This is a genomic window from Streptomyces sp. SCSIO 30461 (assembly GCF_037023745.1).
Classification (GTDB): Bacteria; Actinomycetota; Actinomycetes; order Streptomycetales; family Streptomycetaceae; genus Streptomyces.
The window spans coordinates 4,361,839-4,386,571 of the sequence record NZ_CP146101.1 but is presented as its reverse complement, the minus strand read 5'-3'; the positions used below and the strand labels follow the sequence as shown (position 1 = coordinate 4,386,571).

Genomic DNA, 24,733 nt, shown 5'->3' with positions numbered 1-24,733 from the left:
CCGTGACTGCTTCGAGGGTGTCGATCGCTCATGGCCGCTGTCGTCATGGGCAGACCATGGGCGCCGTGTGCTCCCGGACTCTCCGGTACCCGGTGTGGAGCAGCACCCGGCAGGCGACACGCCGAGGCGGTCCCCGTTTGGATCGCGACACGCGACCCTAACGGCACAGTATGTGGCGAATTATCATAAGCCACCATAATTTCGACTCATGACGAAACGACAGATCACTTATCTCGGATGCGTCGCCCTTATGGCCGCCTCCGGCGTGAGCGCCGCCGTGCCCGCCCATGCCGCGGTCACCCGCAATGTCCAGCCGGGACAATCGATCCAGGCCGCGGTCAACGCGGCGAAACCCGGCGATGTCATCAACATCGCCGCCGGGACCTACCACGAGAGCGTCACGATCACGACCTCGGACCTGACCCTGCGCGGTGCGGGCAAGCGGACCGTCATCGCGCCCCCGGCGACGCCAGGCAGGGACGCCTGTGCCCAGAAGGGAAACGGGATCTGCGTCATCGGAACCGACGCCAAGCCCATCGAAGGTGTGGAGATCGGTTCGCTCACGGTGCGGGCCTTCAAGAAGAACGGCATCTGGGCCTCCCGCACCGACGATCTGACCGTGCGCAAGGTGGTCGTCGAGAAGAACGGGAACTGGGGGATCGCCCAGGAGCGCTCGACCGGCGGGGAGTTCCGGGGCAACATCGCCCGCGACAACGCCGAGGCCGGCATCTTCCTGTCCAACACGACCGACACGGAGGCCGGAGCCCTGGACACCAAGGGCGCCGTGGTCAGCGGCAACTACCTCGTGGGCAACCGCATCGGGGTGACCATCCGCCGCCTCAGGAACCTGGTGGTCGAGGGCAACGCCGTCACCGGGAACTGTGCCGGCGTGTTCGTCGTCGGTGACGAGGGCGTTCCGCGCACCGGTGACCTCGCCGTACGCAGCAACAGCGTCTTCCAGAACAACAAGCAGTGCCCGAAGACCGCACGGCTGCCGGAGATCCAGGGTGCCGGAATCGTGCTCACCGGGGTGGAGCGGACCACCATCGCGTCCAACGTGGTCTGGGGCCACACCGGAAAGTCGCCGTTCGCCGGTGGGATCGTGTTGTTCAAGAGCATCGTCGGCACGCCCAGCAGCGGCAACGACATCAGCAACAACGTGCTGGTGGGCAACACCGTTCCCGACCTCGCCAACCGCGACACCGGCCAGGGCAACACCTTCGGCGGCAACTTCTGCAAGGCATCCGAACCCGCGGGCATGTGCTGACACGTGCGCTCGGGCCGGGTGGGTCCCCTTCGGGGGGACCCACCCGCGCCGGCCGGGGGCAGTCCGTGGGAGCACACACCATGAGAAACGAGGCGGCATGACGACCGTAAGCACCACACCCTCACCCGAGGCCACCACCCCACCGTCCATGCGTCTGCGGGAGCTCGTGTTCGGGGCGGCGTGCGCCGCCGCAGTACGTGCCACCGCCAGGCTGGGCGTCGCCGACGCCCTCGGCGACGACCCGGCCACCGCCGAGGAACTGGCGGCGGCCGTGCGCTGCGACCCCCGGGCACTGCGGCGGATGCTGCGGGCCCTGTCCTGTTACGGCGTCTTCGAGGAGCAGGCCGACGGGCGATTCGCCCACACCGAGATGTCCCGGATGCTGCGTGAGGACGACCCGCACAGTCTCAAGAACATCGCGCTCTGGTGCACCGAGCCCTGGACCTGGAACGCCTGGCCGCTGCTCGACGAGGCGGTGCGCAGCGGCGCGGGCGTGTTCGAGCAGATCTACGGGAAAGGCTTCTTCGACTACCTCCACGCGGACGCGCCGGAGTCGGCCCAGGTCTTCAACCGGGCCATGACCACGTCCAGCATGCAGTCCGCCCGTGAGGTGGCCGAACTCCTCGACCTCACCGGGGTGGCGACCGTTGCGGACGTCGGCGGCGGCCAAGGCCACGTGCTCGCCAGCCTGCTGGAGAAGTACCCGCATATGCGGGGCTCGCTGCTCGACCTCCCCCGGGTCGTCGCGAACGCCGACCCCCGGCTGCGCGAGGGCGGCGCACTCGCCGACCGGGTCCGCGTCATCCCCGGCGACTGCCGTGAGGCCATTCCCGTCGAAGCCGATGTCTACATCATCAAGAACATCCTGGAGTGGGACGACGAGAGCACCCGCAGGACCCTGCGGAACGTCATCGAGTCGGCCCGCCCGGGATCCAGGGTGGTGGTCATCGAGAATCTGGTGGACGACACGCCGTCCATGCGCTTCACCACCGCGATGGACCTCATGCTGCTGCTGAACGTCGGCGGCGCCAAGCACACCAAGCACAGCATGGTCACCCGGATGGCCGACGCCGGACTCATCGTCGGCGACATCCGCCCGGTCAACCCTTATCTGCACGCCATCGAGAGCATCACACCTGCCTGACTCAGTCCCTTTCGGGGAGGAAGATGCCACCTCGCGCTCGTCGGCTTCGCGTTTGCTGCGCGGAGCCGACAGTTCCGCAGAGTCCCAGGTCCTCATTCCCACTGGCGAATCTCGTCCACGACAACCGGGGCGGTTCACCTTGGACTGGGTCTGGTGGCTGACGCCGGTCCGGCGGACGGTCAGAACTGTGACGGTGCTTTGTGCAGCAAAGCCCCTATCGGGACACGTTCACCGGGCCGGCGGCAGTGCGCACCGCAGGAAGCCGGAGCCGACAGTTCCACTCCAAGGCAGCCGAGGCCAGTTGTCGCACGGGTCAAGCTCCGGCCCTCGACGGCACCCCATGATCCGCACAGTTGTCGCAGATGAGGTGCACGTCGAGCTCGGCGGGGACTTCCTTGTCGAGCTTGGCGAGGAATTCTTGAACTCGACGGCACGGTGGCGGCGGTGCAGGGAGCCGATGACCTCGCCGTGGCGGCGTTGAGCGCCGCGAACAAGGTGGTGACGCCGCCGCGCAGGTAGTCGTGGGTGCGCCGTTCTGGCATGCCAGGCATCATCGGCGGCACTGGTGCCGAGCGGTCCAGCCCCGGGGTCTGTACCTGGATCCCGTCCGAGCTCACCCTCGTGCTCTGCGTCGACGAAAAGTAGCAGATCCCCCATGCCAACAAACCACCGCCTAGGTCCCGCTGCACCTAACCATTACACAACGCGGTACGGTGAATGTTCCTCGGACGCGGGCAGGGCGAGCACGCACCACCATCTTGGTGATTGTTTCATATTGGGGTCCCTTCTCGTATCGAATCCGGGAACCTCTGGGTCATGTCCACACCCCCTGGGGCGCCACCCGCCCCACCCCGCGTCCCGGAAGCCGTGCACCGCCGCCGCTGGGCCATCCTCGCCGTCCTCATGTTCAGCGTGCTCATCGTGGTGCTCGACCACTCGGTGCTGAACGTCGCGGTAAAGACCATCGCCACTCCGGCGCCCGTCGGCCTCGGGGCCACCCAGGGCGAGCTGGAATGGGCCATCAACGCCTACACCCTGGTCCTCGCCGCCCTGCTGTTCACCGCGGGCCTGATCGGCGACCGCACGGGCCGCCGCAACGCGCTGCTGTTCGGTATGGCCGTCTTCGGAGTGGGCTCGGCGCTGGCCGCGTTCTCCGGATCGTCCGCCGAGCTCATCGCCTACCGCGCGGTGATGGGGGTCGGCGCCGCGTTCGTGATCCCCGCCACGCTCGCCATCCTGATGAACGTGTTCGAGCGGGACGAGCAGGCCAAGGCGATCGGCATCTGGGCGGGCGGGGTCGGTGTGTCGATCGCCCTCGGACCGCTCACCGGTGGGCTGCTGCTCGAACACTTCTGGTGGGGCTCGATTTTCCTGGTCAACGTCCCCGTGGTGCTGATCGGCTTCGTCGCCATGGTGGTGCTGATCCCCGACTCCCGGGACCCCGCCCCCGGTCGGCTCGACCCGGTCGGCGTGCTGCTGTCGATCGTCGGTCTCGTGCTGCTGGTGTACGGGATCATCCGGGGCGGCGAGCTCGCCTCACTCACCGATCAGGCGGTGCTGGTGCCGCTGCTCGGCGGGATCGGCGTGCTGACGGTGTTCGTGGTCTACGAGGTGCGCAGCGACCATCCGGCGCTCGACTTCTCGTACTTCAGGAACCCGGTGTTCTCGTCGGCGATCGTGGCGACCGCGCTGGGCTTCTTCGCGATGATGGGCGTGGCCTTCCTGTCCGTGTTCTATCTGCAGAGCGTGCGCGGCTTCAGCCCGCTGGCGGCCGGACTGCTGCTGCTGCCGCTCGCCATCGCGCAGTCGGCGTTCGCCCCGCGCGCACGGCTCGCCATCGGCCGGTTCGGGGCCAAGGCGACCTGCACGGCGGGCATGCTGATGATCACCACCGGTCTCGCGGCCTTCGCCTTCTTCGACGGTTCGACCCCGCTGTGGCTGATCGAGGCCGCCTTCTTCGTCCAGGGCGCGGGGATGGCCCATGTGATGCCACCGGTGACGGTGGCGGTGATGCAGGCGCTGCCCCGGGAGAAGGCCGGGGCCGGTTCGGCGATCAGCAACACCTTCCGGCAGGTGGGCGGAGCGCTGGGCGTCGCGGTGCTCGGCTCGCTGCTCTCGGCGGCGTACCGGGGCGGCATCGAGTCCACCCTGGCCAGGACGGCGGGTCTGCCGGACAGTGTCAGGGCTGCGGCGGGGGAGTCGATCGAGGCCACCATGGGGGCTGCGGCGAAGCTCGGTCCCGCCGGGAAGCTGCTGGTCGGTCCGGCGAACGAGGCCTTCGTCTTCGCCATGCACCTGACGGCTCTCGCGGCGGCCATGGCGACCGTCGTGGGCGCGGCGGTCGTGGCGATGCACCTGCCCGGGCGGATGAAGCCCGCCCCCGGCGACACACTGCCCCCGGAGGAGCATGGTGCCAAGTCGGCTACGGGGCCAGTATGGCAGGGCTGATTCAAAGAGCTTGTTCGCCGCTGTGTTCCCGATCGTGGGGCTCCCGCCCAGTCCCGGCCTTGCTCTCCCTGGTGACGGTGCTGCAGTTCACTACTGAGAACCTCACCGACCGGCAGGCCGCGGACGCGTGGTGGGACCGTCTGGTGTGGAGATACACGCTGGGCACGGAGCTCTCCGATGCGGGCTTCAACTTTCCGCGCTGTCCGTGACCTGAACCGCGCCGAACTGGCCGGGGGAGAGCGCGTGCGGGCCGCCCATCGAGCAGAACCTGGCCGAGCGGCAGGTCGCACCGGGCGACTACCCTCGACGCCCGATACCCCCTCCGTCGACCTGGTCGTGGAAGCCGGCAGGCCGGGGCATCAGCATGCCCCGCTCCTGGCCGAATACTCACCCCAGGCCAAGGCCGCCGAGGCATTCGACAAGAGCGCGTTCTGTGTCGACTGGAAGGCCCGCGAAGTCCGCTGCCCCCAGGGCGCCACCAGCGCCGACTGGTACCCGCCGGTCACCCAGCTCGGCCGCAAAGCCATCGTGATAAGCCCTGCCCAACAGCGAGCCGAAACTTCGGGCCGTGTTCGAGAAACTGGCAGCGAAGTTCGGCACCGTCCTCGTCGTCGTGGACCAGCCCGCCTCGATCGGCGCCCTGCCGCTGTGACCGTCGCCCGCGACGCGGGCTGCCAGGTCGCCTATCTCTGCCCGGACTGGCCATGCGACGGATCGCCGAGGCGAAGACCGACGCCAAGGACGCCGCAGTGACCGCAGACGCCCGTTCGCACGATGCCGCACACCCTGCGCTCCCTGGAGCTGACTGACGAGATCAGCGCCGAACTCACCGTCCTCATGGGCTTCGACCAAGACCTCGCCGCCGAGGCCACCCGCACCTCCAACCGGATACGCGGCCTGCTCACCCAGTTCCACCCCAGCCTGGAGCGCGTCCTCGGCCCCCGCCTCGATCACCAGGCCGTCACCTGGCTGCTCGAACGCTACGGATCCCCGGCCGCCCTGCGCAGAGCCGGACGCCGCAGACTCGTCGAGCTGATCCGCCCCAGGGCCCCGCGCATGGCCACCCGGCTCATCGACGACGTCTTCGACGCGCTCGACGAACAGACCGTCGTCGTTCCGGGCACCGGCACCCTCGACGTGGTCATCCCGTCCCTGGCCCGCTCGCTCGCGGCCGTGCACGAACAACGCCGGGCCCTGGAAGCCCAGATCAGCGACCTGCTGGAGGCCCACCCTCTTTTTCGCCGACGAGCTGCGGGAGCTGATCCTCCACCGCGCCAACCAGGCCCGCACACGCGGCTAGACCTCACTGCCCGAGCGGATCAAGAGCCTGGGCCTGCGCGGCCTGCGCGCCGCCGTCCGCATCGGCCTCGCCGCAACCAAGCGCCTGGACGACAACACCCGGCCCGGCGCCCGCAACGGTCATCGGCCGTCACCACGCGCCCGGCCGGATCCATCACCCAGCGTGCACCAGCTGAATGTTTACGCACCATGCCCGCGAACAGGCGATTACCCGAAACGGGTCGCCGGAGAGTCCGACGACCCGTCACGAAAGATCGAGGCTAATGGCCATTCCCCCCTAGGTTAGGCGCGGAGACCGGAGTGATGACTGGGCCACTCTGCCGGGTCCACGAGTAGAAGGGCACCGCCATCGCGTCGCGCGGCTCGCGCCAGTGCGGGTCGTACGGGGAAATGAATTCCTGCAGACGGGTGTTGATCTCACTGTACAGCGGGTGACTACGCGCTCTGTAGAGGTTCGGACCGATGTCGCTTTCTGCCTCGACTAGGTGGAAGTACAAGTTGTGAAACGCGAACAAGGTTCGACGGGAAACTCCCACCATCTGCGGCAGCTCAGTGCTGTCCGAGTCCGCGAATACTTTGCCGACATTTTCGGCATCGGCAACACCCATCCTCGCGACGATAAGTGTACGGTGCACTTTGCCCTCCTGGGTATCTGTTTGTTCAACTCTTTCCGACAGTCCCGGGGATGCTTCGGAGCTCCCGAGTTTGTGGCAGCTGACGCCATGTCCCGGGGGAGCTCGCCTGGGGTCTGCGAATTTGAGTCGCAAGCCAGAGCGGTAGTCCCGCTGAAATGCGAGTGGTTCTCAGCCCCTTAGCGCGTCAGAGGAGGCTCTCGTTTGGTGGTGTCACTCTGTCGTGACTGCGACGGTCTTGTGCTCGCGCGCCCGCTGTTCGATCTTGTCCCGGATGATCTGCATCTGGACCTTGGAGTTGCGGTTGATGTTGTCGGTCATCCAGTCGTCGTCGACCGGGGCGTCCGGGTTCATCGCGAAGTCCTGGGTCCAGTGCATCAGGACACCCTGCGGGGTCTCCTGGTAGGTCCAGCGGATGTCCATGTGCTGGAACGGGCCGGTCTCCACGCGTCGTGCACGGACCGTCAGGGCCTTGCGGTCGGTGGTGCGTTCCGACACCCAGCTCCAGATCTTGCCGTTCTCGTCGGGGTGCATGGTCAGCCGGAACGTGGTGGTGTTCCGGTCGCGCTTGAGTACGTCGACGGACGCGTACTCGCTGAACAGCTGGGGCCAGTTCTCGATGTCGTTGGTCATGACCCAGACGAGGTCCAGGGGTGCTTCGATGGTGATCTGGTTCTCGGTGTGCCCGGACACTTCACGCTCCTGCCATGAGGGAGTTGTTGACGAGGTCGAGGAACTCACGCGGGGTCTTGCAGCGATCCGCGTCAGGGGGCAGCGAGAGCCCGTAGCGGTTCTCCAGCTCGCCCACGATGCCGAGCAGGCCGAGCGAGTCGAGCCCGTACTCGTCGAACCGGGCTTCCGGCCGACCGTTAATCTCCGCGGGGTCGACCGTCACACCTGCGCTCTTTTTCATCAAGGCGGCAAGCTCTTCGATGGTCAGATTGGTGATTTGCGTGGTCATGTGAGAGTCCTCCTTACGAGGGGTTGTCGGCGGCGCGCCTAAGCACGAGCGCCGCATTCGAGCCCATCAGTCCTCGACTGAGGACCAGGGCTGTCCGCAGTTCGGCGGGGCGGGCTTTGTCGGTGACCACTTCCAGGTCGTGGCAGATGTCGGACACATTGGGTGTCGGCGGGATGAGGCCTTCTTGGAGTGCGAGCACCGCGGTGGCTGTGTCGAGCAGGGGTGCTCCGCAGTAGGCTCGGCCCGTTCCGGTCTTGGGGGCCGTCACTGGTACTCGTGTGCCATGCGGGCCCAATGCGTCGGCGATCGCCATTGCTTCGGCCCAGTCGGCCTCGGGCACCCCGAGGCCGTCCGCGAACACGACGTCGATCTCTTCGGGTGCGCACTCCGCGTCCGCGAGCGCGCCGCGGATCGCGTAGGCGAGCCCTTGGCGGGACTGTTGCCAGCGTGAGGCGCCGGTGAAAGTGGCGGCGTGACCAGCGACTTCCGCGCGCACCGTGGCGCCCCGTTCGCGAGCCGTGGCCTCCGCCTCGATCACGAGAATCGCGCCCCCTTCAGCAGGTGCAAACCCACAAGCAGCGGATGTGAACGGCAGGTATGCCTGTTCCGGGTTCTCACTCAGGCTGAGTTCTTCGAACCCCAGTTGGCAGACGAGTGAGTACGGTGCGAGCGGCGCTTCAGCAGCTCCGGTGACCACGGTGTTCGTACCGCGGTTGACTGCCCGGGTAGCGTGCGCGACGGCGTCCAAGCCCCCCGCCCCATCACTGGCCACTACGCCGCAGGGACCCTTGAACCCGCCGCGGATTGAAATTTGACCAGTACTTGCGGCATAGAACCAGGCGATACTCTGGTAGGGGCCCACGAAGCGTGATCCCTGCCCCCAGAGCCGCTGCATCTCATGCTGGCCGAAATCACAGCCTCCTGCCCCGGCGGCTGTCACTACGCCGACACTGAATGGCGAGTCGGTGTAGACCTGCGGGGAAAGCCGTGCGTCGGCTAGTGCCATGTCGGCCGCAGACATGGCGAAATGTGTGAAGCGGTCGGTCTGGACAAGATAGCGCTCCTCCACCAGTGAGCTAGGGACGAACTCATGTACTTCGCCAGCTACACGCACTGGTAGGTGGTCGCAGCCCTCTCTGGTGATGGGGCCGAGGACGCTGAGGCCGGCTCGGGTGGCCTTCCAGAAGGAATCAGTGCCCACGCCGTTGGGAGCGATGACACCGATTCCAGTGATCACCGGGCGCCGGTGTTGCTGAGGGCTCATGCGACCCTCCCTCCTGGACGGGTCAAGACCATGGCGGACTGGAATCCTCCGAAGCCACTTCCGACCGAGAGCACGTTGCGCAGCTTGAGGGGGCGCGCGGTGCGAGGCACGTAGTCGAGATCGCACTCGGGATCGGGGATCTCGTAGTTTGCCGTGGGCGGTACCACCTGGTTGGTCATAGCCAATACGCAGGCGACGATTTCTATTGCGCCGATGGCGCCCAGGGAGTGTCCCACCATGGATTTGATGGAACTCATCGGCACTTTGTAGGCGTGTGCCCCCAGGGACCTCTTGACCGCCGCTGTCTCATGGCGGTCGTTCTGCAAGGTGCCCGAGCCGTGCGCGTTGACGTAGTCGATGTCCTGACCGTCGAGGCGAGCCTGGGCAAGCGCTGTGTCGATGGCTCGGGCCATTTCCAAACCATCTCGGGTAAGGCCCGTCATGTGGAAGGCGTTGCCGAAGGTGGCGTAGCCGCCTATCTCACAGTACACGTTGGCTCCGCGAGCATAGGCGTGCTCAAGTTCCTCTAGGACGAGTACCGCTCCACCCTCGCCCATCACGAATCCGTCCCGCTTGGCGTCGAAGGGGCGGGAGGCATGAGCTGGATCGTCGTTGTTCGCGGAGGTCGCCTTGATCGCGTCGAAGCAAGCCATCGTGATTGGTGAGATCGGCGAGTCCGACGCCCCCGCAATGCACACGTCGGCTCTACCTTCCTCTATCGCATGCAGGGCGTAGCCGATGGCGTCGAGACCTGAGGTGCATCCAGTGGACACCGTCAGCACCGGCCCCCGGGCACGTGCTTGTTCTGCTACCTCGGCAGCCAGGGCACAAGGGGTAAACACGCGATGCAGGTGCGGATCTGCCTGATTGTGGTCGACGTCCCAGCGCTGACCGGAGCTGCTGACTTTGACGTAATCATGCTCCAGCCGGGTGGTACCACCCACAGCCGTGCCGAGGGAAACGCCGACGCGCCACGCATCGTCGTGATCTGGAACGAGATCTGCGTCCCGCAATGCCTCCCTGGCTGCCACCAACGCGAACTGGACGTACCGGTCGGCACGTTGGATTTCCTCCGGCTTCAGGCCGAGGGCGACCGGGTCGAAGTCGCATTCTGCTGCGATGCGGGAACGAAATCCGGTGGGATCAAAGAGCGTGATGCCCCGTGTTGCCGTACGGCCGTTGGCCAGAAGGTCCCAGAATGCCGGTATACCCACGCCGCCCGGTGCTACTATGCCTAGGCCGGTGACTGCTACCCGGCGCCTCATGAAGTCGTCCCACTCCGCTCGGGCGGCTGATGCTCCGCGGCCTTCAACTTGACCGGGGGGGCCTCGGTGTCTACGTGTCCGAGCTCGGGGCGCGGGGCCAGCGGGCCTAGGTGGAACACCATCCGCGCCTGAGTGCTGCCTACATTGCGGAACCGGTGTCGTACGTTCGTGGGAATCAGCAGCCCCTGGTCTGGACGCAGCGCGTATGTCTCATCGTCTAGGTCCACCTCGAGGGTCCCACTGACGACGAATACGAACTCCTCGGAGTACGGGTGGTAGTGCTCAGCGACACGATCCCCCGGCTCCACGATGGCGAGTCCCATGAAGCCACTTGTGGCTCCCACGGTGGTGGGAGTCAGCATCGCGCGCAGGTCGCCGCCGCGCTTCCGATTGGGCTGAGTCTCGCTGAGGTCGACGATGAGTTTCCGTGCAGTCATGAGTGATTCCTCCTCGTGGCCGTGTGAGGTCAGGCCGCGGTGTGCACACGGGCGCGTGTGCAAGTTGGCGCCCTGTGTCGGGAAGGGCGGTTCACTGGGGAGTGGGCCCACCGCGGTCAGTGAGCAAGCGCATGTCGGCATTGGCGAGGAAACGCAGCATGTCCGCCTCGGTCACGGAGGTATCGCAGCCGAAGGCGCGTTCGTCGATTAGGCGTGCGAGCGTCTCCAACTTGCGGGGCCCGCGCGCTCCTCCTGCCAGTAGAGGGTTGGCATGGAGCCCTCCGCGTACATCGACGAGCCTGATGACGATGTCATCACGTAGGAAGATGGTACTGCTGATGACGGCTGAGGATGTGTCGGCTGCCGCCTCCTCATCCTGGCGGGCAAGAAGTCTGGCCAGCGCCATGCCGCAGCCCGGCTTAGCCGGGTAGTACAATGCGTGCCGCTTCGTGTCTGGGCTCGATTCCTCCACGGCGGCCAAGTGGTGCACCGCAGGAAGAGACGCGCGAGTGAAGAACATTCGCGCCGATTCCTGATCGGTGAGGTCGCGGTGTTGCTCCAGATACGGGTTGATGGCCTCTTCGAGGGCCCGGACCTCGGGCTGACGGGCCACGTGGCGCAGCGCAGCGAAGAGGTCGCCTTCCACCTCGACGGCGCGAATGACACGATTTCCGTGCATGAACAGCGTGGTCCTGCGTAGCCGAGTATGCTCGTCCACCCGTGACTCGGGTGACTTGTAGTTTGCCAGGATTTGAGCAACCGTAGCCTCGCTGCCCGGCTTGACGGTGAACGTGAGTGCGTGGCGAACCTTGCCATCACCCATCCGCGGGGAGGGTTGCAGGGCGCCTCCCAGTTTCGCCGGGCGGGATTCGGTGTGGATTTTGCCCGTTTCACGCAAGATGCTGAAACGCAGGGAGCGCGTGTCCCGGAGGCAGCTATGCAGTGGTCGTACCAATTCGGCGTGCTCCTCACTGTTAACCCACTCGATGAATGGTGGGGCGCTTTCCCACTCGCTGGTGATTAGCCACTGCGACGGGTTTTCGATTGATTGGCACAGTTGGTCACTGAGATGGCCCGGTACTGACGCGACTTGGTTCCGCATGTGCTCGTACGCAGCGAGGAAATCCTGCTGCGCGGCCTCGTGCAGATCCACCAGCAGTACGACGCGCAGCCTGGAGCCGTCGAAAACCGATTGAGAGACCCGTTCCGAGAGAGTTGTCATGCTCTATGCATCTCCTTTGACACGAAGGCCGTCATACTTCTGACGGAGTCGCTTCTCCGGCCTCGGAGACGCCGTCAGTCAAATATGGAAGGCCAATCACACGGTGTAGCTGCCTGGCCTCGATCATGCACTGGCATCACGAATGGTGCGAGATGTGTGAACCATGCGGGTGAAGGGGAGATCGAGGCGCTCCCGCAAGGGCATGGAAACTCCAATCCCCCCAACCTGCGGCTGGAGCTGGAGCAACTGATGGAAGAAAACTTCGACGACCGCGTACCGGTCCTGATCGTGGGCGGCTCGCTGGTGGGCCTGTCCACATCGCTGTTCCTGGGCCGGCTCGGCGTCGGGCACATGCTCGTCGAGCGGCACGCGAGCACCTCGAGGCATCCGCGCGGTCGCGGCAACAACGTACGCACCATGGAGCTGTTCAGGGTGGCGGGTGCCGAACCGCTCATCCACGAGGCCGCGTCCGCACTCGCCGGCAACCACGGCATCCTCCAGACCCCGTCACTGGTAGGAGACGAGGGCGAGTGGCTGATCAAGGAGATCGACCCCGGCGACGGGCTGACCCGCATCAGCCCCTCCGGCTGGTGTGTGTGCAGTCAGAACGACCTGGAGCCAGTGCTCGTGGAGTGCGCCCGCAAGAACGGCGGCGACCTTCGCTACTCCACCGAGATGAAGTCGTTCGAACAGGACGCCGACGGCGTCACCGCGGTGATCCAGGACCGCGACAGCGGCCGGACCCGCGTCGTGCGGGCTGACTACCTCGTGGCGGCCGACGGCCCCCGCAGCCCCGTACGCGAGCAACTCGGCATCGGTCAGACAGGCCTCGGCGACCTGTTCCACAACGTCAGCGTCACCTTCAAGTCCCGGGCGCTCGCGGATGTCGTCGGCGACCGCCGCTTCATCGTCTGCTACCTCACCAACCCCGAGGCGGACGGTGCCCTGCTTCCCGTGGACAATGTGGAGAACTGGGTCTTCCATGCGCCCTGGCAGCCCGACAAGGGTGAGAAGCTGGAGGACTTCACCGAGGAGCGCTGTATCGCGCACATCCGCAAGGCGACCGGTGCCCCGGACATCGACGTCGAGATCACCGGGAAGGCCCCCTGGCACGCCGCCGAGCGGGTCTCCGAGCACTACGCGTCGGGCCGGGTGTTCCTCGCCGGCGACTCCTGCCACGAGATGTCGCCCACCGGGGCGTTCGGATCCAACACAGGCATCCAGGACGCGCACAACCTCGCCTGGAAGCTCGCCATGGTGCTGGACGGCGCAGCGGGCCCCGGGCTGCTCGACAGCTACGAGACGGAGCGACTTCCGGTGGCCAGGGCCACGGGTATGCGGGCGTCGAGCAGGTCCGAGGAGCACAGCCACCCCGGCTACGACCCGTCATCCGTGGCGGGCCGCGAAGGCGGTCCCGGTGGTCCCGGTGGTCCGGGCGGCCCCAGCATCGCCGGTGGCCCGGGCGGCAGTCCGGGAGGGATGCTCGCCGTCGCGATGGGCTACAGCTATCCGCACGGCGCCGTCATCGGGGCCGACCCCGACATGCCCGTGGTTCCCAAGGGAATCCAGCCGGTCGGGGAACCCGGTGCCAGGTCACCGCACATGTGGCTGCACAAGCCCGGCACCCAGCGTCGGATCTCCACGCTGGACCTGTTCGAGCGCTCTTATGTGCTGCTGACAGGACCGGGCGGCGCGGCGTGGTGCGCGGCGGCGCGCACTGTGGCGGACCGGCTCTCCTGCCCGCTCGACGCCTACCTCGTGGGTGAGGGTCCGGACGCCGATCTCATCCCCGAGGCCGGCTTCGACTGGGCCGAGTCGCACGGCGCGGCCCCCGACGGTGCGGTCGTGGTCCGCCCGGACGGGTTCATGGCATGGCGCTCGACCGGGATGGAGGCCGATCCCGAGGCCGCCCTCATGAAGGCCATGAAGTCGCTGCTGTACCGCTAGCGGTCAGCGGTACCCGGCGCACAGCACCGTCCGCCCCGCCCGTGCCCACCCCCGTGAGGCACCGACGGGGCGGACGGCTGCCACCGCCCGGTGCGGTTACTTGACCGAACCCGCCATCACCCCCTGCACGAAGTGCCGCTGGAAGGCGAAGAAGACCACCACGGGCACGGTCAGTGAGAGGAATGCGCCGGGCGCAAGCACGTCGATATTGCTTCCGAACTGCCTCACCTGTGACTGGAGCTCCACGGTGAGCGGCTGGGACGAGCTGTCCGCGAAGAGCAGTGCCACCAGCATGTCGTTCCACACCCACAGGAACTGGAAGATGGCGAGGCTCGCGATCGCCGGACGGCCCACCGGCAGCACCAGCCGAGTGAAGATCCGCCACTCGCCGCCGCCGTCCATCCGCGCGGCCTCCAGCATCTCGCGTGGGATGTCGGCGAAGTAGTTGCGCAACAGGAAGATGGCGAACGGTAGCCCGTAGGCGACATGGAAGAGCACCACACCCGGGATGGTGCCGAACAGCCCCAACTGGCCGAAGAGCTTGGCCACCGGCAGCAGCCCCACCTGGACGGGCACTACCAACATCGCCACCACCAGCAGGAACAGCCAGTCCCGGCCCGGGAAGTCCAGCCAGGCGAAGGCATAGCCCGCCAGCGCCGCGATCACGATGACCAGGGCCGTCGTGGGCACCGAGATCATGACGGTGTTCCAGAAGGCCCGGGTCATGCCCGCGTTGCCCAGCAGCGCGGAGTAGTTCTCGAACGACAACTGCCCGGGCGAGGTCAGCGCGGTCCACCAGCCGCTGCCCGCGTTGTCCTGCGCCGAGCGCAGCGAGGAGAGCAGCAGACCCGCCAGCGGAGTGATCCACACGAAACCGACGACGGTGAGGAACGCCTGCACCACTCCGTTGCCGAGCCACCTCCCCAGCCTGCTCCCCGGGCGTCTGTGGGCCGTACGGCGGCCGGTCGGCGGCGAGCCCTTCGCGACGGTCGGTTCGGTGACGGCGGCGCTCATGACTGGCTCCTGCGGAAGCGGCGGACGTTGAAGACCATGGCCGGGATCACGAGCAGGAGGAGCAGCACGCCCAGCGCACTGCCGAGCCCCTGGTTGTTGCCGCCGCCGAAGGACACCAGCCACATCTGGGTGGCCAGTACGGTGGCGTCCTCCTGCACGGGACCGGGGGCGATGATGTAGACGAGGTCGAAGACCTTCATCACATTGATCACCAGGGTCACGAAGACCACGGTCAGGATCGGGGCGAGCAGCGGCACGGTGATCCTGCGGAACACCTGCCACTCGTTGGCACCGTCCATCCGGGCGGCTTCGAGGGTGTCACGCGGCAGGGCGGACAGGCCCGCGCCGATGAGCACCATTGCGAAGCCGGTCCAGATCCACAGGTACGCCCCGATGATCGCCGGGGTGACCAGCGCGGGCCCGAGCCAGGACACGCCCTCGTAGGGCGGGGCGAAGTTCTGTGCCGGCAGCCGCACGGTGTACGAACCGGCCGTCAGACCCGGGAAGCGGAAGGAGCCGTCGGACGCGGTGGTGGCGGTGGCGACCGGACGCCCGTCGTGTACGGCCTCGACCGTCATCTCCGGCAGTCCGCTCTCCTCGGCGTCCACCGCGCCCTGCTTCCCGCCGCCCCCCGGAGCGAAGTCCAGATAGACCACGCCCAGCAGTTCACCGGGCCCTGCCGAGAGGCCCGCCGCCGGGCGTGCGTGCGCCGCACCGGCAGGCAGTTCCTTCGGCGCCACACCGACCAGGCCGAGGGTGAGGGTCCGCCCGCCCGGGGACGTCGTGTCCGACGTGGAGTACGAGCCGTCGGGTCCCCTCGTCAGCCCCTGACCGTCCCGGGCGCGGGCGGTCGGATACGGGGAGGAACCCTCGACGGCGTCGTGCACCCCCACGACGGCGGCGTTCAGCACACCCTTGTCGGGGTCCTCCTCGTACGCGAGCCGGAAGATGATGCCCGCGGCGAGGAAGGACACCGCCATGGGCATGAACAGCAGCAGCTTGAACGCCGTGGCCCAGCGGACCTTCTCGACCAGCACGGCCAGGATCAGGCCGAGCCCGGTGAGCAGGGTGGGGGCGACGACGACCCAGATGGCGCTGTTGCGGACGGCCTTGAGGGTGGCGGGGTCGCGGAACATCTCAGCGTAGTTCCCACCGCCGACGAATCGCGTGCCACCGGCGTCGAAGAAGCTCCGTCCCACGGAGAACAGCACGGGATAGACGACGAGCGCGCCGAGCAGCAGCAGCGCGGGCAGCACGAACGCCGCGGCGATGACCCGCCCGCGGCGGCGGGCGCGCCGGCGGGGGTTGCGCCGGGATTCCGCGGCCCCGGCGGGCCCCGTCGCGGGGCCCGCCGCGGGTGCGGGGGCTTTGGTGGTCATCATGCCGGTCAGCCCTGGTACGCCTTGGCCGCCGCTGCCTCCAGCTTCGCCGCCGTGCCCTTCGGATCCGACGGGTCGCGCAGGAAGTCCTGGAGCAGCTTCCACTCGCCCGCGCCCTTGGTGCCGCCGAACGCCGCGGGCGCCTGGTCGGACATGTCGAAGCGGACGGAGTCCCCCGCGCCGACCAGTGACTCGGCCGTCCGCCGGGTGGTGTCGTCGCCGTACGACTTGAGGTCCAGCGCCTTGTTGGGGGACAGGAAGCCACCCGCCTCGGCCCACACGGCCGCCGCCTCCGGCGTCGCCAGGTACTCGACGAAGGCCATGGCCGCCTTCTTGTTCTTGCCGTCCTCCAGGGCGACCGCGGCGTCACCACCGCTGACCACGGGCGCGTCGCCGCCGTCGACCGAGGGGAAGGGGAAGAAGGCGGCGTCCTCGCCGATCTTCCGGCCGAACTGGTCCTTGGCCACACCGGCGACGAAGTCACCCTCGTAGACCATCCCGGCCTCGGGCTCGGGCCCGAAGACCTTCTCCACGGATCCGGGGAAGTCCGTGCTCAGGGCGCCCTTCTGGCCGCCCGCGATCAGCTGCTTGTCGGCGAACAGCCTGCCGAGTGTGGTGAGGGCCTTGACCACACTCGGATCGGTCCACGGTACGGCGTGCCCGGCGAGCCGGTCGTACATCTGGGGTCCCGCCTGGGAGAGGTAGATGTTCTCGAACCAGTCGGTGAGGGTCCAGCCGTCCTCACCGGCGACCGCGAACGCCGCGAGCCCCGAGTCGGACACCGCCTGCCCGGCCTTGAGAAGCTCCGCGTAGGTCCTGGGCGGTGTGACCCCGGCCTGGTCCAGCGCCTCCGGGCTGTACCAGACGGTGGACTTGTGCGCGGCCTTGAAGTACACCCCGTACGGCTTGTTCTGGACGCTTCCGTAGTGCTTCCACACCGTGGCGAAGTTGGCGTCGACGGACTTCTCCGCGGTCGCGGAGAGCGGGGTGAGCCAGCCGTTCTTCGCGAACTGCTGGAGCACGCCGACCTGCGGCACCATCACCACGTCGGGGGCGTTGCCGCCTTCGATCTTGCTGCCCACCACGGTGGAGACGTTGTCGCCGGTCGAGACGAACTGGGTCTTGGCCCCGGTCTTGGCGCTGAAGGCGTCGAGCACCTTCTGGAAGTTCTTCTGCTCGGCGCCGGACCAGACGCCCGCGACGGTGAGGGTCTGCCCGTTCAGCGACTTGCCACCGCCGCTCGCTGTGGTGACGGGACCACCACCGCAGGCGGTGGCGCCGAGTGCCAGGGTAAGCGCGGTGCAACCCGCGAGTATGAGGCGTCGCTTCATGACAGGGTCTCCTTGGTGACAAGGGCGGTGAAGGGAAAAGGAGTTGCGGGTGCGAACGACAAGGGGACGGGGGGTCAGGGACTGCCGTCGCCGGTCCACCAGGCGGCTGTGGATCCGGGCAGTACGCCGTTCGGGCAGGGCTCGCTGGAGAGCAGCGGGGAACCGGACACGGGCGCGGGCACGGGGGCGGTGCCGAAGTTGACGGCGCAGACCAGCCCGTCGCCGCGGACGAAGGCGAGTACCCCGGGCGCCGGCTCCAGCCAGCGCATGGTCCCCTCGCCGAGCTGCGGCAGGCCCCTGCGCAGTTGCAGCCCGTCGCGGTAGAGGTGCCAGAACGAACGCGTGTCGGCGACCGCCCGGTCGGTGGCGTGTGCGGCGAACCAGCCGGGTTGCGGCAGCCAGGGCTTGGCGCCCTCCGCACCCGAGGTGAAGCCGAAGGGCGAGGCATGTCCGGACCACGGCAGCGGCACCCGGCAGCCGTCGCGGATCCGGGCCCGGCTGCCCGTACGCCGGAAGATCGGGTCGGTGAGGACCTCGTCCGGCAGATCGACCACCTCGGGCAGCCCGAGCTCCTCGCCCTGGTAGACGTAGGCCGCCCCGGGCAGCGCCAGCATCAGCAGCGCGGCCGCCCTCGCCCGGGCCGTGCCAAGGCCGCTGCCCTCGGTGCCGGACTCCCCGTACCTGGTCACGGTGCGCACCTGGTCGTGGTTGTTGAGCACCCAGGTGACCGTGGAGCCGGTGCCGGCGATGTCCTGCATCGCCTCGGTGATCACCTTGCGGAATACCTCCGCGTCCCAGGGAGCCGAGAGCAGATCGAAGAAGAATGCCTGGTGTAGTTCGTCCGGGCGTACATACCGGGCGTGCTCCCGCGCGGTGGGCACCGAGACCTCGCCCACCAGCAGCCGCTCGCGCCCGTCCCGCAGGGTGTACTGCTCGCACACGGACCGCCAGTGGCGCCACACCTCGTGCACCTCGGGCTGGTTCCACGCCAGCGGGTTGACGGAGTCACGGGTGCGGGCGTCGGCCTCCGGGTCGGGGGAGTCCGGCAGTTCGGGGTGCTTGTAGAGCCCGGCGGCGACATCGATACGGAAGCCGTCCACCCCGCGGTCCAGCCAGAACCGCAGGACGTACTCGAAGTACGCGGCCGTCTCCGGGGCGCGCCAGTTCAGGTCGGGCTGCTCGGGCGTGAACATGTGGAGGTACCACTGCCCGGAGCTTCCGTCGGGTTCGGTGACCCTGCTCCAGGCGGGCCCGCCGAACATCGCGTGCCAGTTGTTCGGCGGTACGTCGCCGCCGGGGCCGCGTCCCTCGGCGAAGTGGAACCGGGCTCGTGCCTCGCTCCCCGGCCCCGATGCGAGGGCCGCGCGGAACCACTCGTGCTCGCTTGAGCAGTGGTTGGGGACGATGTCGAGCAGCACCTTCAGACCGAGTCGGTGTGCGTCATCGACCAGCAGCCCGAACTCGGTGAGATCGCCGAACACCGGATCGACATCGCAGTAGTCGGCGACGTCATAGCCGTGGTCGTGCTGAGGTGAGGGGTAGAAGGGGCTCAGCCAGATCCCGTCGACACCCAGCTTCTTGAGGTACGGCAATCCGGCGCGCACTCCGGCCAGATCGCCGATCCCGTCGCCGGTGCTGTCGAGGAAGCTGCGGACGTAGACCTGGTAGATCACCGCGTCCCGCCACCAGTGGTGCGGTGTGTGGCGGTGTGCGCCGTGCTGCGAGAGGCCGTCGCCGGCCGGGGCTTTGAGCATCACCCGTGGACCTGTTTCTGCACGAAGGTTGCTTCATGAAGGAGCATCCGTGGCCCAGCGTCGAAGGCCATCGGTTATGCATTCATGTTAAGTAGAAATGCCAAGAGGGTGTCAACGGTTTGTGCAGAGCTGTACCGGCGAGTTGGGTGTAATGTCCGCGTTTCTCCGCCCTGAAAGAGGGTGTGAGGGGGTGATCGAATACCTAACGGTTAACCAGTGCCCGAGGGTCAGTCACGTCGGGCGATCGCGGCCAGCTCGCCGCTCAGCCTGCGCACGGCGGCGTCCGGCGCCTGGTGCTGCGCCATCACGTCATGCACCACCGCTTGCACGGCCAGGCTCACCTGCTCGTACCGCGGGCTCTTCGGGCGCGGAGCCGCCGCCAGCACGCTCTTGCGCAGTGCCGGCAGATAGGGGAACTCGCGTATGAGAGCCGGGTCCTGGTAGAGGTCCGCCCGCACCGGCGGCAGCGCGCCGTCTGCCAGCACCTTCCGCTGCACCGGGGCGCTGGTGAGGTACGCGATCAGATCACCGGCGGTCTCGGGATGGCGGGTACCGGTGCCGACCGCGAGATTGGACCCGCCGAGCACGCTCGTACCCGTCCCGTCGGGCCCCGGCAGTGGCACGGCGCCGAACTTCCCCGCGACGCGAGAGCCGGGTCCGGATGCCCCCGCGTAGGCGTACGGCCAGTTGCGGAGGAAGAGCAGCCGGCCGTCCTGGAAGGCATGCCGGGACTCCTCCTCCTTGTAGCCGAGTGCTTCCTTCGGGATCCAGCCGTCACGCACTCCGCGGGCGAGGAATCCGATGCCGGCACGGGCCGCGGGGGAGTCCAGGGTCACCCGGCCGTCGCCGCCGAGCACCGTGCCGCCCGCCGAGTAGACCGCCTCGGTCGCGTTGACGGTGAGCCCCTCGTACGGGAGGAACTGGCCCGCGTAGCCGCCGATGCCGTAGCGCGGGGCGATGGTCCTGGCCTGCCGCTCCAACTCCGCCCAGCTGTCCGGTGGTTGCTCGCCCTCCCGGTCGAGTATGTCCTTGCGGTAGTAGAGCATCCCCGCGTCCGTGACATACGGGACCGCGTACAGCCTGCCCTCGTACGTCCCCGTGTCCACGACCGGCGGCAGGAAGCTGTCCAGCGGGAAGCGTCCGCGCTTCAGCGGGGTGATCCAGCCCGCAGCGGCGAACTCGGAGGTCCAGGCGACGTCGATGTTGAGGATGTCGAACCGGCCCGCGCCCGAGCGCAGTTCGGTGGCCATCTGGGCACGAGTCTCGTCCGCCGAGTCCGGCAGCTCCACCAGCGTGACCCTCTCGTCCGGATGCCCCCGGTTCCAGTCCTCCAGCAGGGGCGCCAGATAACCGGTGAGCACACCGGCGGTCGCCAGGGTCACCGGCCCGCGCCCGCTGCCGCCGGCACCCTCCGGGGGCGATCCGCCGGGACCGGCGTCCGACGACACACAGCCCGCGATCACCACCGCCGCGATCAGGAGACCCCTACCGGCGGCACGTATCCACCGCATAGGTTCCTCCCTGTACCTCGGCGTACCCGGGTCCGGGCTTCCTCGCCCGGTCAACGGCATGTATACCCGTTAGGCATGCGCGATACTAGGGCGGACATCGCATGCCGACCGGTATGGCGATCGGGAAGCGCGGGACAACAGTACGAGGGAGGAAGGACGCGTGCGCCTGCCTCTCCTGGCACTGCTCTCCCGGGGACCGGCCCATGGCTATGAGCTCAAGCAGGACCTTGAGCAACTGCTGGGCTCCGCGTACCCTCAGCCGAACGTCGGCCAGATCTACGTCACCCTCGGCCGGCTGGAGAAGTCGGGGCTCATCGAGGGCGAGGACGTCGCCCAGTCGAGCAGGCCCAACAAGAGGATCTACCGCCTCACCGAAGCCGGGACGGAGGCGCTGCGCGCCTGGTTCGAGGAGACGGCGGACGAGCCACGGGTGCGGGACGAGTTCTTCATGAAACTCGCCCTCGCGCCCCGGACGGGACTCGCCGACCAGATCGCCCTCATCAACAGGCAGCGCCGTGAGTACCTCAACACCATGCGCAATCTGTCCAAGCTGTCCGCCACCGAGAACCGGGACAACCGCATAGCGCACCTGCTGATCGAGGGAGCCATGCTGCACCTCCAAGCCGACCTCGACTGGCTGGAGCGCTGCCAGGAGGAGCTGGAAGGGCTGGAATGAGCGACACAGCGGACCCCGCCCCGACCACCCCCCTGCTGCGGGCCGCGGGCCTGGTCAAGACGCACCGCGGCGAAGGCGCCCCGGCGCATGCCGTACGGGGTGTGGACCTCTCCGTACGCCATGGCGAGTTCGTGGCCGTCACCGGTCCGTCCGGGGCGGGAAAGTCGACCCTGCTGCACCTGCTCGGCGGACTCCAGCAGCCGGACAGCGGCAGTATCTGGCTCGACGGGGAACGCACCGACTCCTACAGCGAGGCCCGCTGGGCGATGGAGCGCCGGCGGCGGATCGGGATCGTCTTCCAGTTCTTCAACCTGGTGTCCAACCTGACCGTCGCCGACAACGTGGAACTGCCCGCGCTGCTCGCCGGCACCCGTCCCAGGCAGGCCCGCGCCGAGCGTGAGGAACTGCTGGCCGAACTGGGCCTGGAGGGCAAGGCACGCAGCATGCCGGGCGAGCTGTCCGGCGGTGAGCAGCAGCGGGTCGCCCTCGCCCGCGCCCTCGTCAACCACCCGCGGCTGCTGCTCGCCGACGAGCCGGCGGGCAGCCTGGACAGCAAGGCCACCCGCGAGGTGATGCGGCTGCTGTCCCGCTTCCACCAGCGCGGTCAGACGATCCTGCTGGTCACCCATGACGCCCGGCTGGCCAGCGCCGCCGACCGCGTCATCAGCTTCTTCGACGGGCGCATAGCCGACGACGCCGAACTCGGCGGCACACCGTCCAGGGGCGGCGGACTGTCCGGCGTCCTCGAACTGAAGGACTGAGCGTGCGGGCCACACTACGCTGGGCACACGCCGATCTGCGCACACACCGGGGCGAGGCGCTGTTCATCGTCTCGGCCACCGCCGGGATCGTCGCCGCGCTGCTGCTGGCCGCCGCGCTCTTCGGCTATGCCACCAACCCCTGGCAGCGGGTGTTCACCCAGTCCCGCGGGGCCCATGTCTGGATCCACACCGGCCCGGACGCCGATACGAGCGCACTCACCGCACTCGACGGCGTCGACGCCGTCGCGGGCCCCTACCGCACCGCGCACACCACGGTGGAGTCCCGGGGCGCACGGGCCACCGTCGAACTGCGCGGAGCCGGCACCGAACCGCCCGCCACCGGCCGACCCCTGCTCACCACGGGACACTGGCTGACCGCCGGGAGCCCGGACGGTGTGGTCCTGGAGAGCAGTCTCGCCCGCGCCTTGGTCGCCGCCCCCGGCGACGCCCTCACCCTGCCCGGGTCAGGGCGGACCCTCACCGTCGTCGGCATCGCCGACACCGCCGAGCCCCGGTACCGCCCCGGCGAGCGGGCAGGCACCGCATGGGCGCACGCCGGTGCCGTGGGCGCCGCAGCTGCCGGGGACCGCCCGGGCCAGGTCGTCGGCCTGCTCCTTGCCGACCCCGACGACACCGACTACGCCGTCCAGCGCGCCGTCACCCGCATCGGCGCGGGAGCCGTCAAGGACGTCTCCGACTGGCGACAGGCGCGCGCCGAGGCCCAGGGCGACACCCGGCTGCTCGGGCAGGTGCTGGGGCTCTTCGGACTCGGCGCCCTGCTCGCCGCCGCCCTCGCCGTCCATGGAGCGATCAGCACCCGGGTGCGCGGGCACCTACGCGACATCTCCATCCTCAAGGCCATCGGATTCACCCCCGGCCAGGTGGTGCGCGTCTTCCTGGTCCAGCACCTGGCGTACGCCGTGCTCGGTGCCGTCGTCGCCACCGCTCTCATCGGGGCACTCGGCAGCCGTATCCCCGGCAGGCTCGGGGAAGCGGTCGGTGTCTGGCAGGGGCTGCCCGCCCACACCGCGGTGCTCCCGGCCGTGCCCGCGGGGGCCGTGCTGTTCATCGGCGCCACCACCGCACTCGCCGCCTGGCGTGCCGGACGCGTGCCCCCGGTGCCCGGAGTGTCCGCCGCACCTGGCGCCCGGGGCGGGCTCACCGGCCCGGGCCGCCGCGCGCTGGGCCTACGGGTACCCCCGGCGCTGGTGCTCGGTTTCCACCGGGCTTTCGCGCGCGGCCGGCACACACCGGCGACAGTGGCCCGGCTCGCACTGCCGCTGCTGTTGATCACGGTCGCGCTCGGCGCATGGACCACACTCGACCGGTTCGACAGCGACCCACAGGAACTCGGTGTCGCCGCCGCGCTCACCGTCCGTGCAGACAAGGGCGTCGGCGACGCCGAGACGGAAGCCCTCATCGAGCGCGAGCCCCGGGTCGCGGCGGCCCACCCCGGGGTCGAGGTCGCCGCGCTGGCACCCGGCCAGACCGGCACCATCGCGCTACGCGGCTTCGGCACCCGCGATCAGCCCTACCCTTACTCCGTCGTCGAGGGCCGGATCCCCACAGGACCCGACGAGGCCGTCGCCGGACAGGGACTGCTGGACCTCCTCGACGTGCGGGTCGGCGACTGGGTGAGGATCACGGTCGCCGGCCACCCCCAGGTGCTGCACATCGTCGGACGCAGCATCGAACCGGAGAACGGCGGCCGTACCGTCTCCACCTCACTGGACACCCTCCGCGAGAACGACCCCACCCTGCGGGCCACGCTCTACCAGGTGCGCCTGCATCCGGGCGCGGACGCCGGCGAGGTGCGCACCGCACTCTCCGAAGCCTCCGGGGGGAGGCTCGACATCCACGAGGTCATCAGCCCCGCCGACCGACTGTCGGCGATGCGCGGCGTCGTGCTCGGGCTGATCGTCGTGCTGGCCCTGATCGGGCTCACCGAGGTGTCGACGGCGATCGGCGGCACGGTGCGCGAAGGCGAGCGCGACCTCCTCGCGCTCAAGGCGATCGGCCTGTCACCGCGCCAGATCACGGCGGTCACGGTGACCGCCGTCGGCTTCACCGCGCTGGCCGCAGCGGTGGTGGGTACGGCACTGGGCGTGCCGCTCGCCGGATGGCTCATCGACGCGGAGGGCCGCTCCAGCGGCATCGGGTCGGGCATCGCGCACGCATCCTCACCGGCCCTGCCGGTGTCGGTCGCGGCGGCTGCGGTTCTCGGCGCGGTCGCTCTCGCTCTGCTCCCCGCGGCCCGCGCGTCGCGCCGCCGACTGGTGGACACGGTGACCGGTGTCGCCTGACGGCCGCCTTCGCGGGGTCCTGGGTGCGGGCAGCGACGCGTGGCCGAGCGACGGCCCAGAGGACCTGGACCAGGTGTTCACGGCCGTAGCCGGCCGCTCGTGCCGCCGGCCGACCACA

Annotated in this window: 20 protein-coding genes and 2 pseudogenes; 9 read left to right on the top strand and 13 right to left on the bottom strand. The window is 68.5% G+C overall.

The window, feature by feature from the left end; all coding sequences use genetic code 11:
- Nucleotides 1–208 precede the first annotated feature (208 nt).
- Together V1460_RS19500 and V1460_RS19495 are read left to right on the top strand one after the other, a co-directional pair.
- Nucleotides 209–1,267 (top strand): right-handed parallel beta-helix repeat-containing protein, encoded by a 1,059-nt coding sequence (locus V1460_RS19500; RefSeq protein WP_338674927.1) that lies wholly within the window; start codon nucleotides 209–211, stop codon nucleotides 1,265–1,267.
- Between the two features lie 97 nt (nucleotides 1,268–1,364).
- Complete coding sequence (locus tag V1460_RS19495; protein WP_338674926.1) at nucleotides 1,365–2,411, top strand: methyltransferase; 1,047 nt, start codon at nucleotides 1,365–1,367, stop codon at nucleotides 2,409–2,411.
- A gap of 331 nt (nucleotides 2,412–2,742) precedes the next feature.
- Here V1460_RS19495 and V1460_RS19490 read toward each other — a convergent pair.
- A pseudogene (locus tag V1460_RS19490) lies at nucleotides 2,743–2,998 on the bottom strand (IS630 family transposase); the annotation flags it as partial.
- 229 nt (nucleotides 2,999–3,227) lie between these two features.
- Here V1460_RS19490 and V1460_RS19485 point away from each other — a divergent pair.
- From V1460_RS19485 to V1460_RS19475, 3 genes and pseudogenes are all read left to right on the top strand, one after another.
- Nucleotides 3,228–4,859 (top strand): DHA2 family efflux MFS transporter permease subunit, encoded by a 1,632-nt coding sequence (locus V1460_RS19485; RefSeq protein WP_338674925.1) that lies wholly within the window; start codon nucleotides 3,228–3,230, stop codon nucleotides 4,857–4,859.
- Between the two features lie 59 nt (nucleotides 4,860–4,918).
- On the top strand, nucleotides 4,919–5,068 hold the full coding sequence (locus tag V1460_RS19480; RefSeq protein ID WP_338674924.1) for a hypothetical protein: 150 nt from the start codon (nucleotides 4,919–4,921) through the stop codon (nucleotides 5,066–5,068).
- Between the two features lie 329 nt (nucleotides 5,069–5,397).
- Nucleotides 5,398–6,095 (top strand): annotated as a pseudogene (locus tag V1460_RS19475) (IS110 family transposase); the annotation flags it as partial.
- Between the two features lie 323 nt (nucleotides 6,096–6,418).
- Here V1460_RS19475 and V1460_RS19470 read toward each other — a convergent pair.
- From V1460_RS19470 to V1460_RS19440, 7 genes are all read right to left on the bottom strand, one after another.
- The gene (locus V1460_RS19470) at nucleotides 6,419–6,793 is read right to left on the bottom strand and encodes a TcmI family type II polyketide cyclase (protein ID WP_338674923.1); all 375 of its coding nucleotides are present in this window, start codon (nucleotides 6,791–6,793) and stop codon (nucleotides 6,419–6,421) included.
- 210 nt (nucleotides 6,794–7,003) lie between these two features.
- Entirely contained in the window at nucleotides 7,004–7,483 is a 480-nt protein-coding gene (locus V1460_RS19465) for an SRPBCC family protein (RefSeq protein ID WP_338674922.1), read from the bottom strand.
- A 1-nt stretch (nucleotide 7,484) separates the two neighbouring features.
- Nucleotides 7,485–7,751: an acyl carrier protein gene (locus tag V1460_RS19460; RefSeq protein WP_338674921.1), complete on the bottom strand. Its 267-nt coding sequence runs from the start codon at nucleotides 7,749–7,751 to the stop codon at nucleotides 7,485–7,487.
- Nucleotides 7,752–7,764: 13 nt separating this feature from the next.
- Complete coding sequence (locus V1460_RS19455) at nucleotides 7,765–9,015, bottom strand: ketosynthase chain-length factor (protein ID WP_338674920.1); 1,251 nt, start codon at nucleotides 9,013–9,015, stop codon at nucleotides 7,765–7,767.
- Complete coding sequence (locus V1460_RS19450; RefSeq protein ID WP_338674919.1) at nucleotides 9,012–10,280, bottom strand: beta-ketoacyl-[acyl-carrier-protein] synthase family protein; 1,269 nt, start codon at nucleotides 10,278–10,280, stop codon at nucleotides 9,012–9,014. The genes V1460_RS19455 and V1460_RS19450 overlap by 4 nt, the downstream gene beginning before the upstream one ends.
- On the bottom strand, nucleotides 10,277–10,717 hold the full coding sequence (locus tag V1460_RS19445; RefSeq protein ID WP_338674918.1) for a cupin domain-containing protein: 441 nt from the start codon (nucleotides 10,715–10,717) through the stop codon (nucleotides 10,277–10,279). Before V1460_RS19445 ends, V1460_RS19450 begins: the two co-directional genes overlap by 4 nt.
- 91 nt (nucleotides 10,718–10,808) lie before the next feature.
- Nucleotides 10,809–11,939 carry a SchA/CurD-like domain-containing protein gene (locus tag V1460_RS19440; protein ID WP_338674917.1) on the bottom strand — a complete coding sequence of 377 codons (1,131 nt, stop codon included), beginning with the start codon at nucleotides 11,937–11,939 and terminating at the stop codon, nucleotides 10,809–10,811.
- 249 nt (nucleotides 11,940–12,188) lie between these two features.
- On the opposite strand from V1460_RS19440, the gene V1460_RS19435 reads away from it, so the two are divergent.
- The gene (locus V1460_RS19435; RefSeq protein WP_338678112.1) at nucleotides 12,189–13,886 is read left to right on the top strand and encodes an FAD-dependent monooxygenase; all 1,698 of its coding nucleotides are present in this window, start codon (nucleotides 12,189–12,191) and stop codon (nucleotides 13,884–13,886) included.
- A gap of 96 nt (nucleotides 13,887–13,982) precedes the next feature.
- Here V1460_RS19435 and V1460_RS19430 read toward each other — a convergent pair whose 3' ends face one another.
- The 5 genes from V1460_RS19430 to V1460_RS19410 form a co-directional block, all read right to left on the bottom strand.
- Nucleotides 13,983–14,900, bottom strand: coding sequence for a carbohydrate ABC transporter permease (locus V1460_RS19430; RefSeq protein ID WP_338674916.1), 918 nt, complete (start codon nucleotides 14,898–14,900; stop codon nucleotides 13,983–13,985).
- Nucleotides 14,897–16,282: an ABC transporter permease subunit gene (locus V1460_RS19425; RefSeq protein ID WP_338674915.1), complete on the bottom strand. Its 1,386-nt coding sequence runs from the start codon at nucleotides 16,280–16,282 to the stop codon at nucleotides 14,897–14,899. The genes V1460_RS19430 and V1460_RS19425 overlap by 4 nt, the downstream gene beginning before the upstream one ends.
- Nucleotides 16,283–16,287: 5 nt before the next feature.
- Entirely contained in the window at nucleotides 16,288–17,610 is a 1,323-nt protein-coding gene (locus V1460_RS19420) for an ABC transporter substrate-binding protein (protein WP_338674914.1), read from the bottom strand.
- Nucleotides 17,611–17,684: 74 nt separating this feature from the next.
- Complete coding sequence (locus V1460_RS19415) at nucleotides 17,685–19,364, bottom strand: glycoside hydrolase family 13 protein (protein WP_338674913.1); 1,680 nt, start codon at nucleotides 19,362–19,364, stop codon at nucleotides 17,685–17,687.
- 227 nt (nucleotides 19,365–19,591) lie between these two features.
- The gene (locus V1460_RS19410) at nucleotides 19,592–20,875 is read right to left on the bottom strand and encodes an ABC transporter substrate-binding protein (RefSeq protein ID WP_338674912.1); all 1,284 of its coding nucleotides are present in this window, start codon (nucleotides 20,873–20,875) and stop codon (nucleotides 19,592–19,594) included.
- 160 nt (nucleotides 20,876–21,035) lie between these two features.
- Between V1460_RS19410 and V1460_RS19405 the strand changes: the two genes are divergently transcribed.
- The 3 genes from V1460_RS19405 to V1460_RS19395 are packed head-to-tail and all read left to right on the top strand — an operon-like array spanning nucleotide 21,036 to nucleotide 24,615.
- Complete coding sequence (locus tag V1460_RS19405; protein ID WP_338674911.1) at nucleotides 21,036–21,551, top strand: PadR family transcriptional regulator; 516 nt, start codon at nucleotides 21,036–21,038, stop codon at nucleotides 21,549–21,551.
- The gene (locus V1460_RS19400) at nucleotides 21,548–22,312 is read left to right on the top strand and encodes an ABC transporter ATP-binding protein (RefSeq protein WP_338674910.1); all 765 of its coding nucleotides are present in this window, start codon (nucleotides 21,548–21,550) and stop codon (nucleotides 22,310–22,312) included. Before V1460_RS19405 ends, V1460_RS19400 begins: the two co-directional genes overlap by 4 nt.
- A 2-nt stretch (nucleotides 22,313–22,314) precedes the next feature.
- Nucleotides 22,315–24,615, top strand: a complete 2,301-nt coding sequence (locus V1460_RS19395) for an FtsX-like permease family protein (protein WP_338674909.1) — start codon at nucleotides 22,315–22,317, stop codon at nucleotides 24,613–24,615.
- Nucleotides 24,616–24,733 lie beyond the last annotated feature (118 nt).

What these genes read in the sequence shown, in the direction of transcription:
- V1460_RS19500 (WP_338674927.1), top strand. Translation starts at nt 209, where the DNA reads ATGACGAAACGACAGATCACTTATCTCGGATGCGTCGCCCTTATGGCC.
- V1460_RS19495 (WP_338674926.1), top strand. Translation starts at nt 1,365, where the DNA reads ATGACGACCGTAAGCACCACACCCTCACCCGAGGCCACCACCCCACCG.
- V1460_RS19485 (WP_338674925.1), top strand. Translation starts at nt 3,228, where the DNA reads ATGTCCACACCCCCTGGGGCGCCACCCGCCCCACCCCGCGTCCCGGAA.
- V1460_RS19460 (WP_338674921.1), bottom strand. Translation starts at nt 7,751, where the DNA reads ATGACCACGCAAATCACCAATCTGACCATCGAAGAGCTTGCCGCCTTG.
- V1460_RS19455 (WP_338674920.1), bottom strand. Translation starts at nt 9,015, where the DNA reads ATGAGCCCTCAGCAACACCGGCGCCCGGTGATCACTGGAATCGGTGTC.
- V1460_RS19450 (WP_338674919.1), bottom strand. Translation starts at nt 10,280, where the DNA reads ATGAGGCGCCGGGTAGCAGTCACCGGCCTAGGCATAGTAGCACCGGGC.
- V1460_RS19445 (WP_338674918.1), bottom strand. Translation starts at nt 10,717, where the DNA reads ATGACTGCACGGAAACTCATCGTCGACCTCAGCGAGACTCAGCCCAAT.
- V1460_RS19440 (WP_338674917.1), bottom strand. Translation starts at nt 11,939, where the DNA reads ATGACAACTCTCTCGGAACGGGTCTCTCAATCGGTTTTCGACGGCTCC.
- V1460_RS19435 (WP_338678112.1), top strand. Translation starts at nt 12,189, where the DNA reads ATGGAAGAAAACTTCGACGACCGCGTACCGGTCCTGATCGTGGGCGGC.
- V1460_RS19430 (WP_338674916.1), bottom strand. Translation starts at nt 14,900, where the DNA reads ATGAGCGCCGCCGTCACCGAACCGACCGTCGCGAAGGGCTCGCCGCCG.
- V1460_RS19425 (WP_338674915.1), bottom strand. Translation starts at nt 16,282, where the DNA reads ATGATGACCACCAAAGCCCCCGCACCCGCGGCGGGCCCCGCGACGGGG.
- V1460_RS19420 (WP_338674914.1), bottom strand. Translation starts at nt 17,610, where the DNA reads ATGAAGCGACGCCTCATACTCGCGGGTTGCACCGCGCTTACCCTGGCA.
- V1460_RS19415 (WP_338674913.1), bottom strand. Translation starts at nt 19,364, where the DNA reads ATGCTCAAAGCCCCGGCCGGCGACGGCCTCTCGCAGCACGGCGCACAC.
- V1460_RS19410 (WP_338674912.1), bottom strand. Translation starts at nt 20,875, where the DNA reads ATGCGGTGGATACGTGCCGCCGGTAGGGGTCTCCTGATCGCGGCGGTG.
- V1460_RS19400 (WP_338674910.1), top strand. Translation starts at nt 21,548, where the DNA reads ATGAGCGACACAGCGGACCCCGCCCCGACCACCCCCCTGCTGCGGGCC.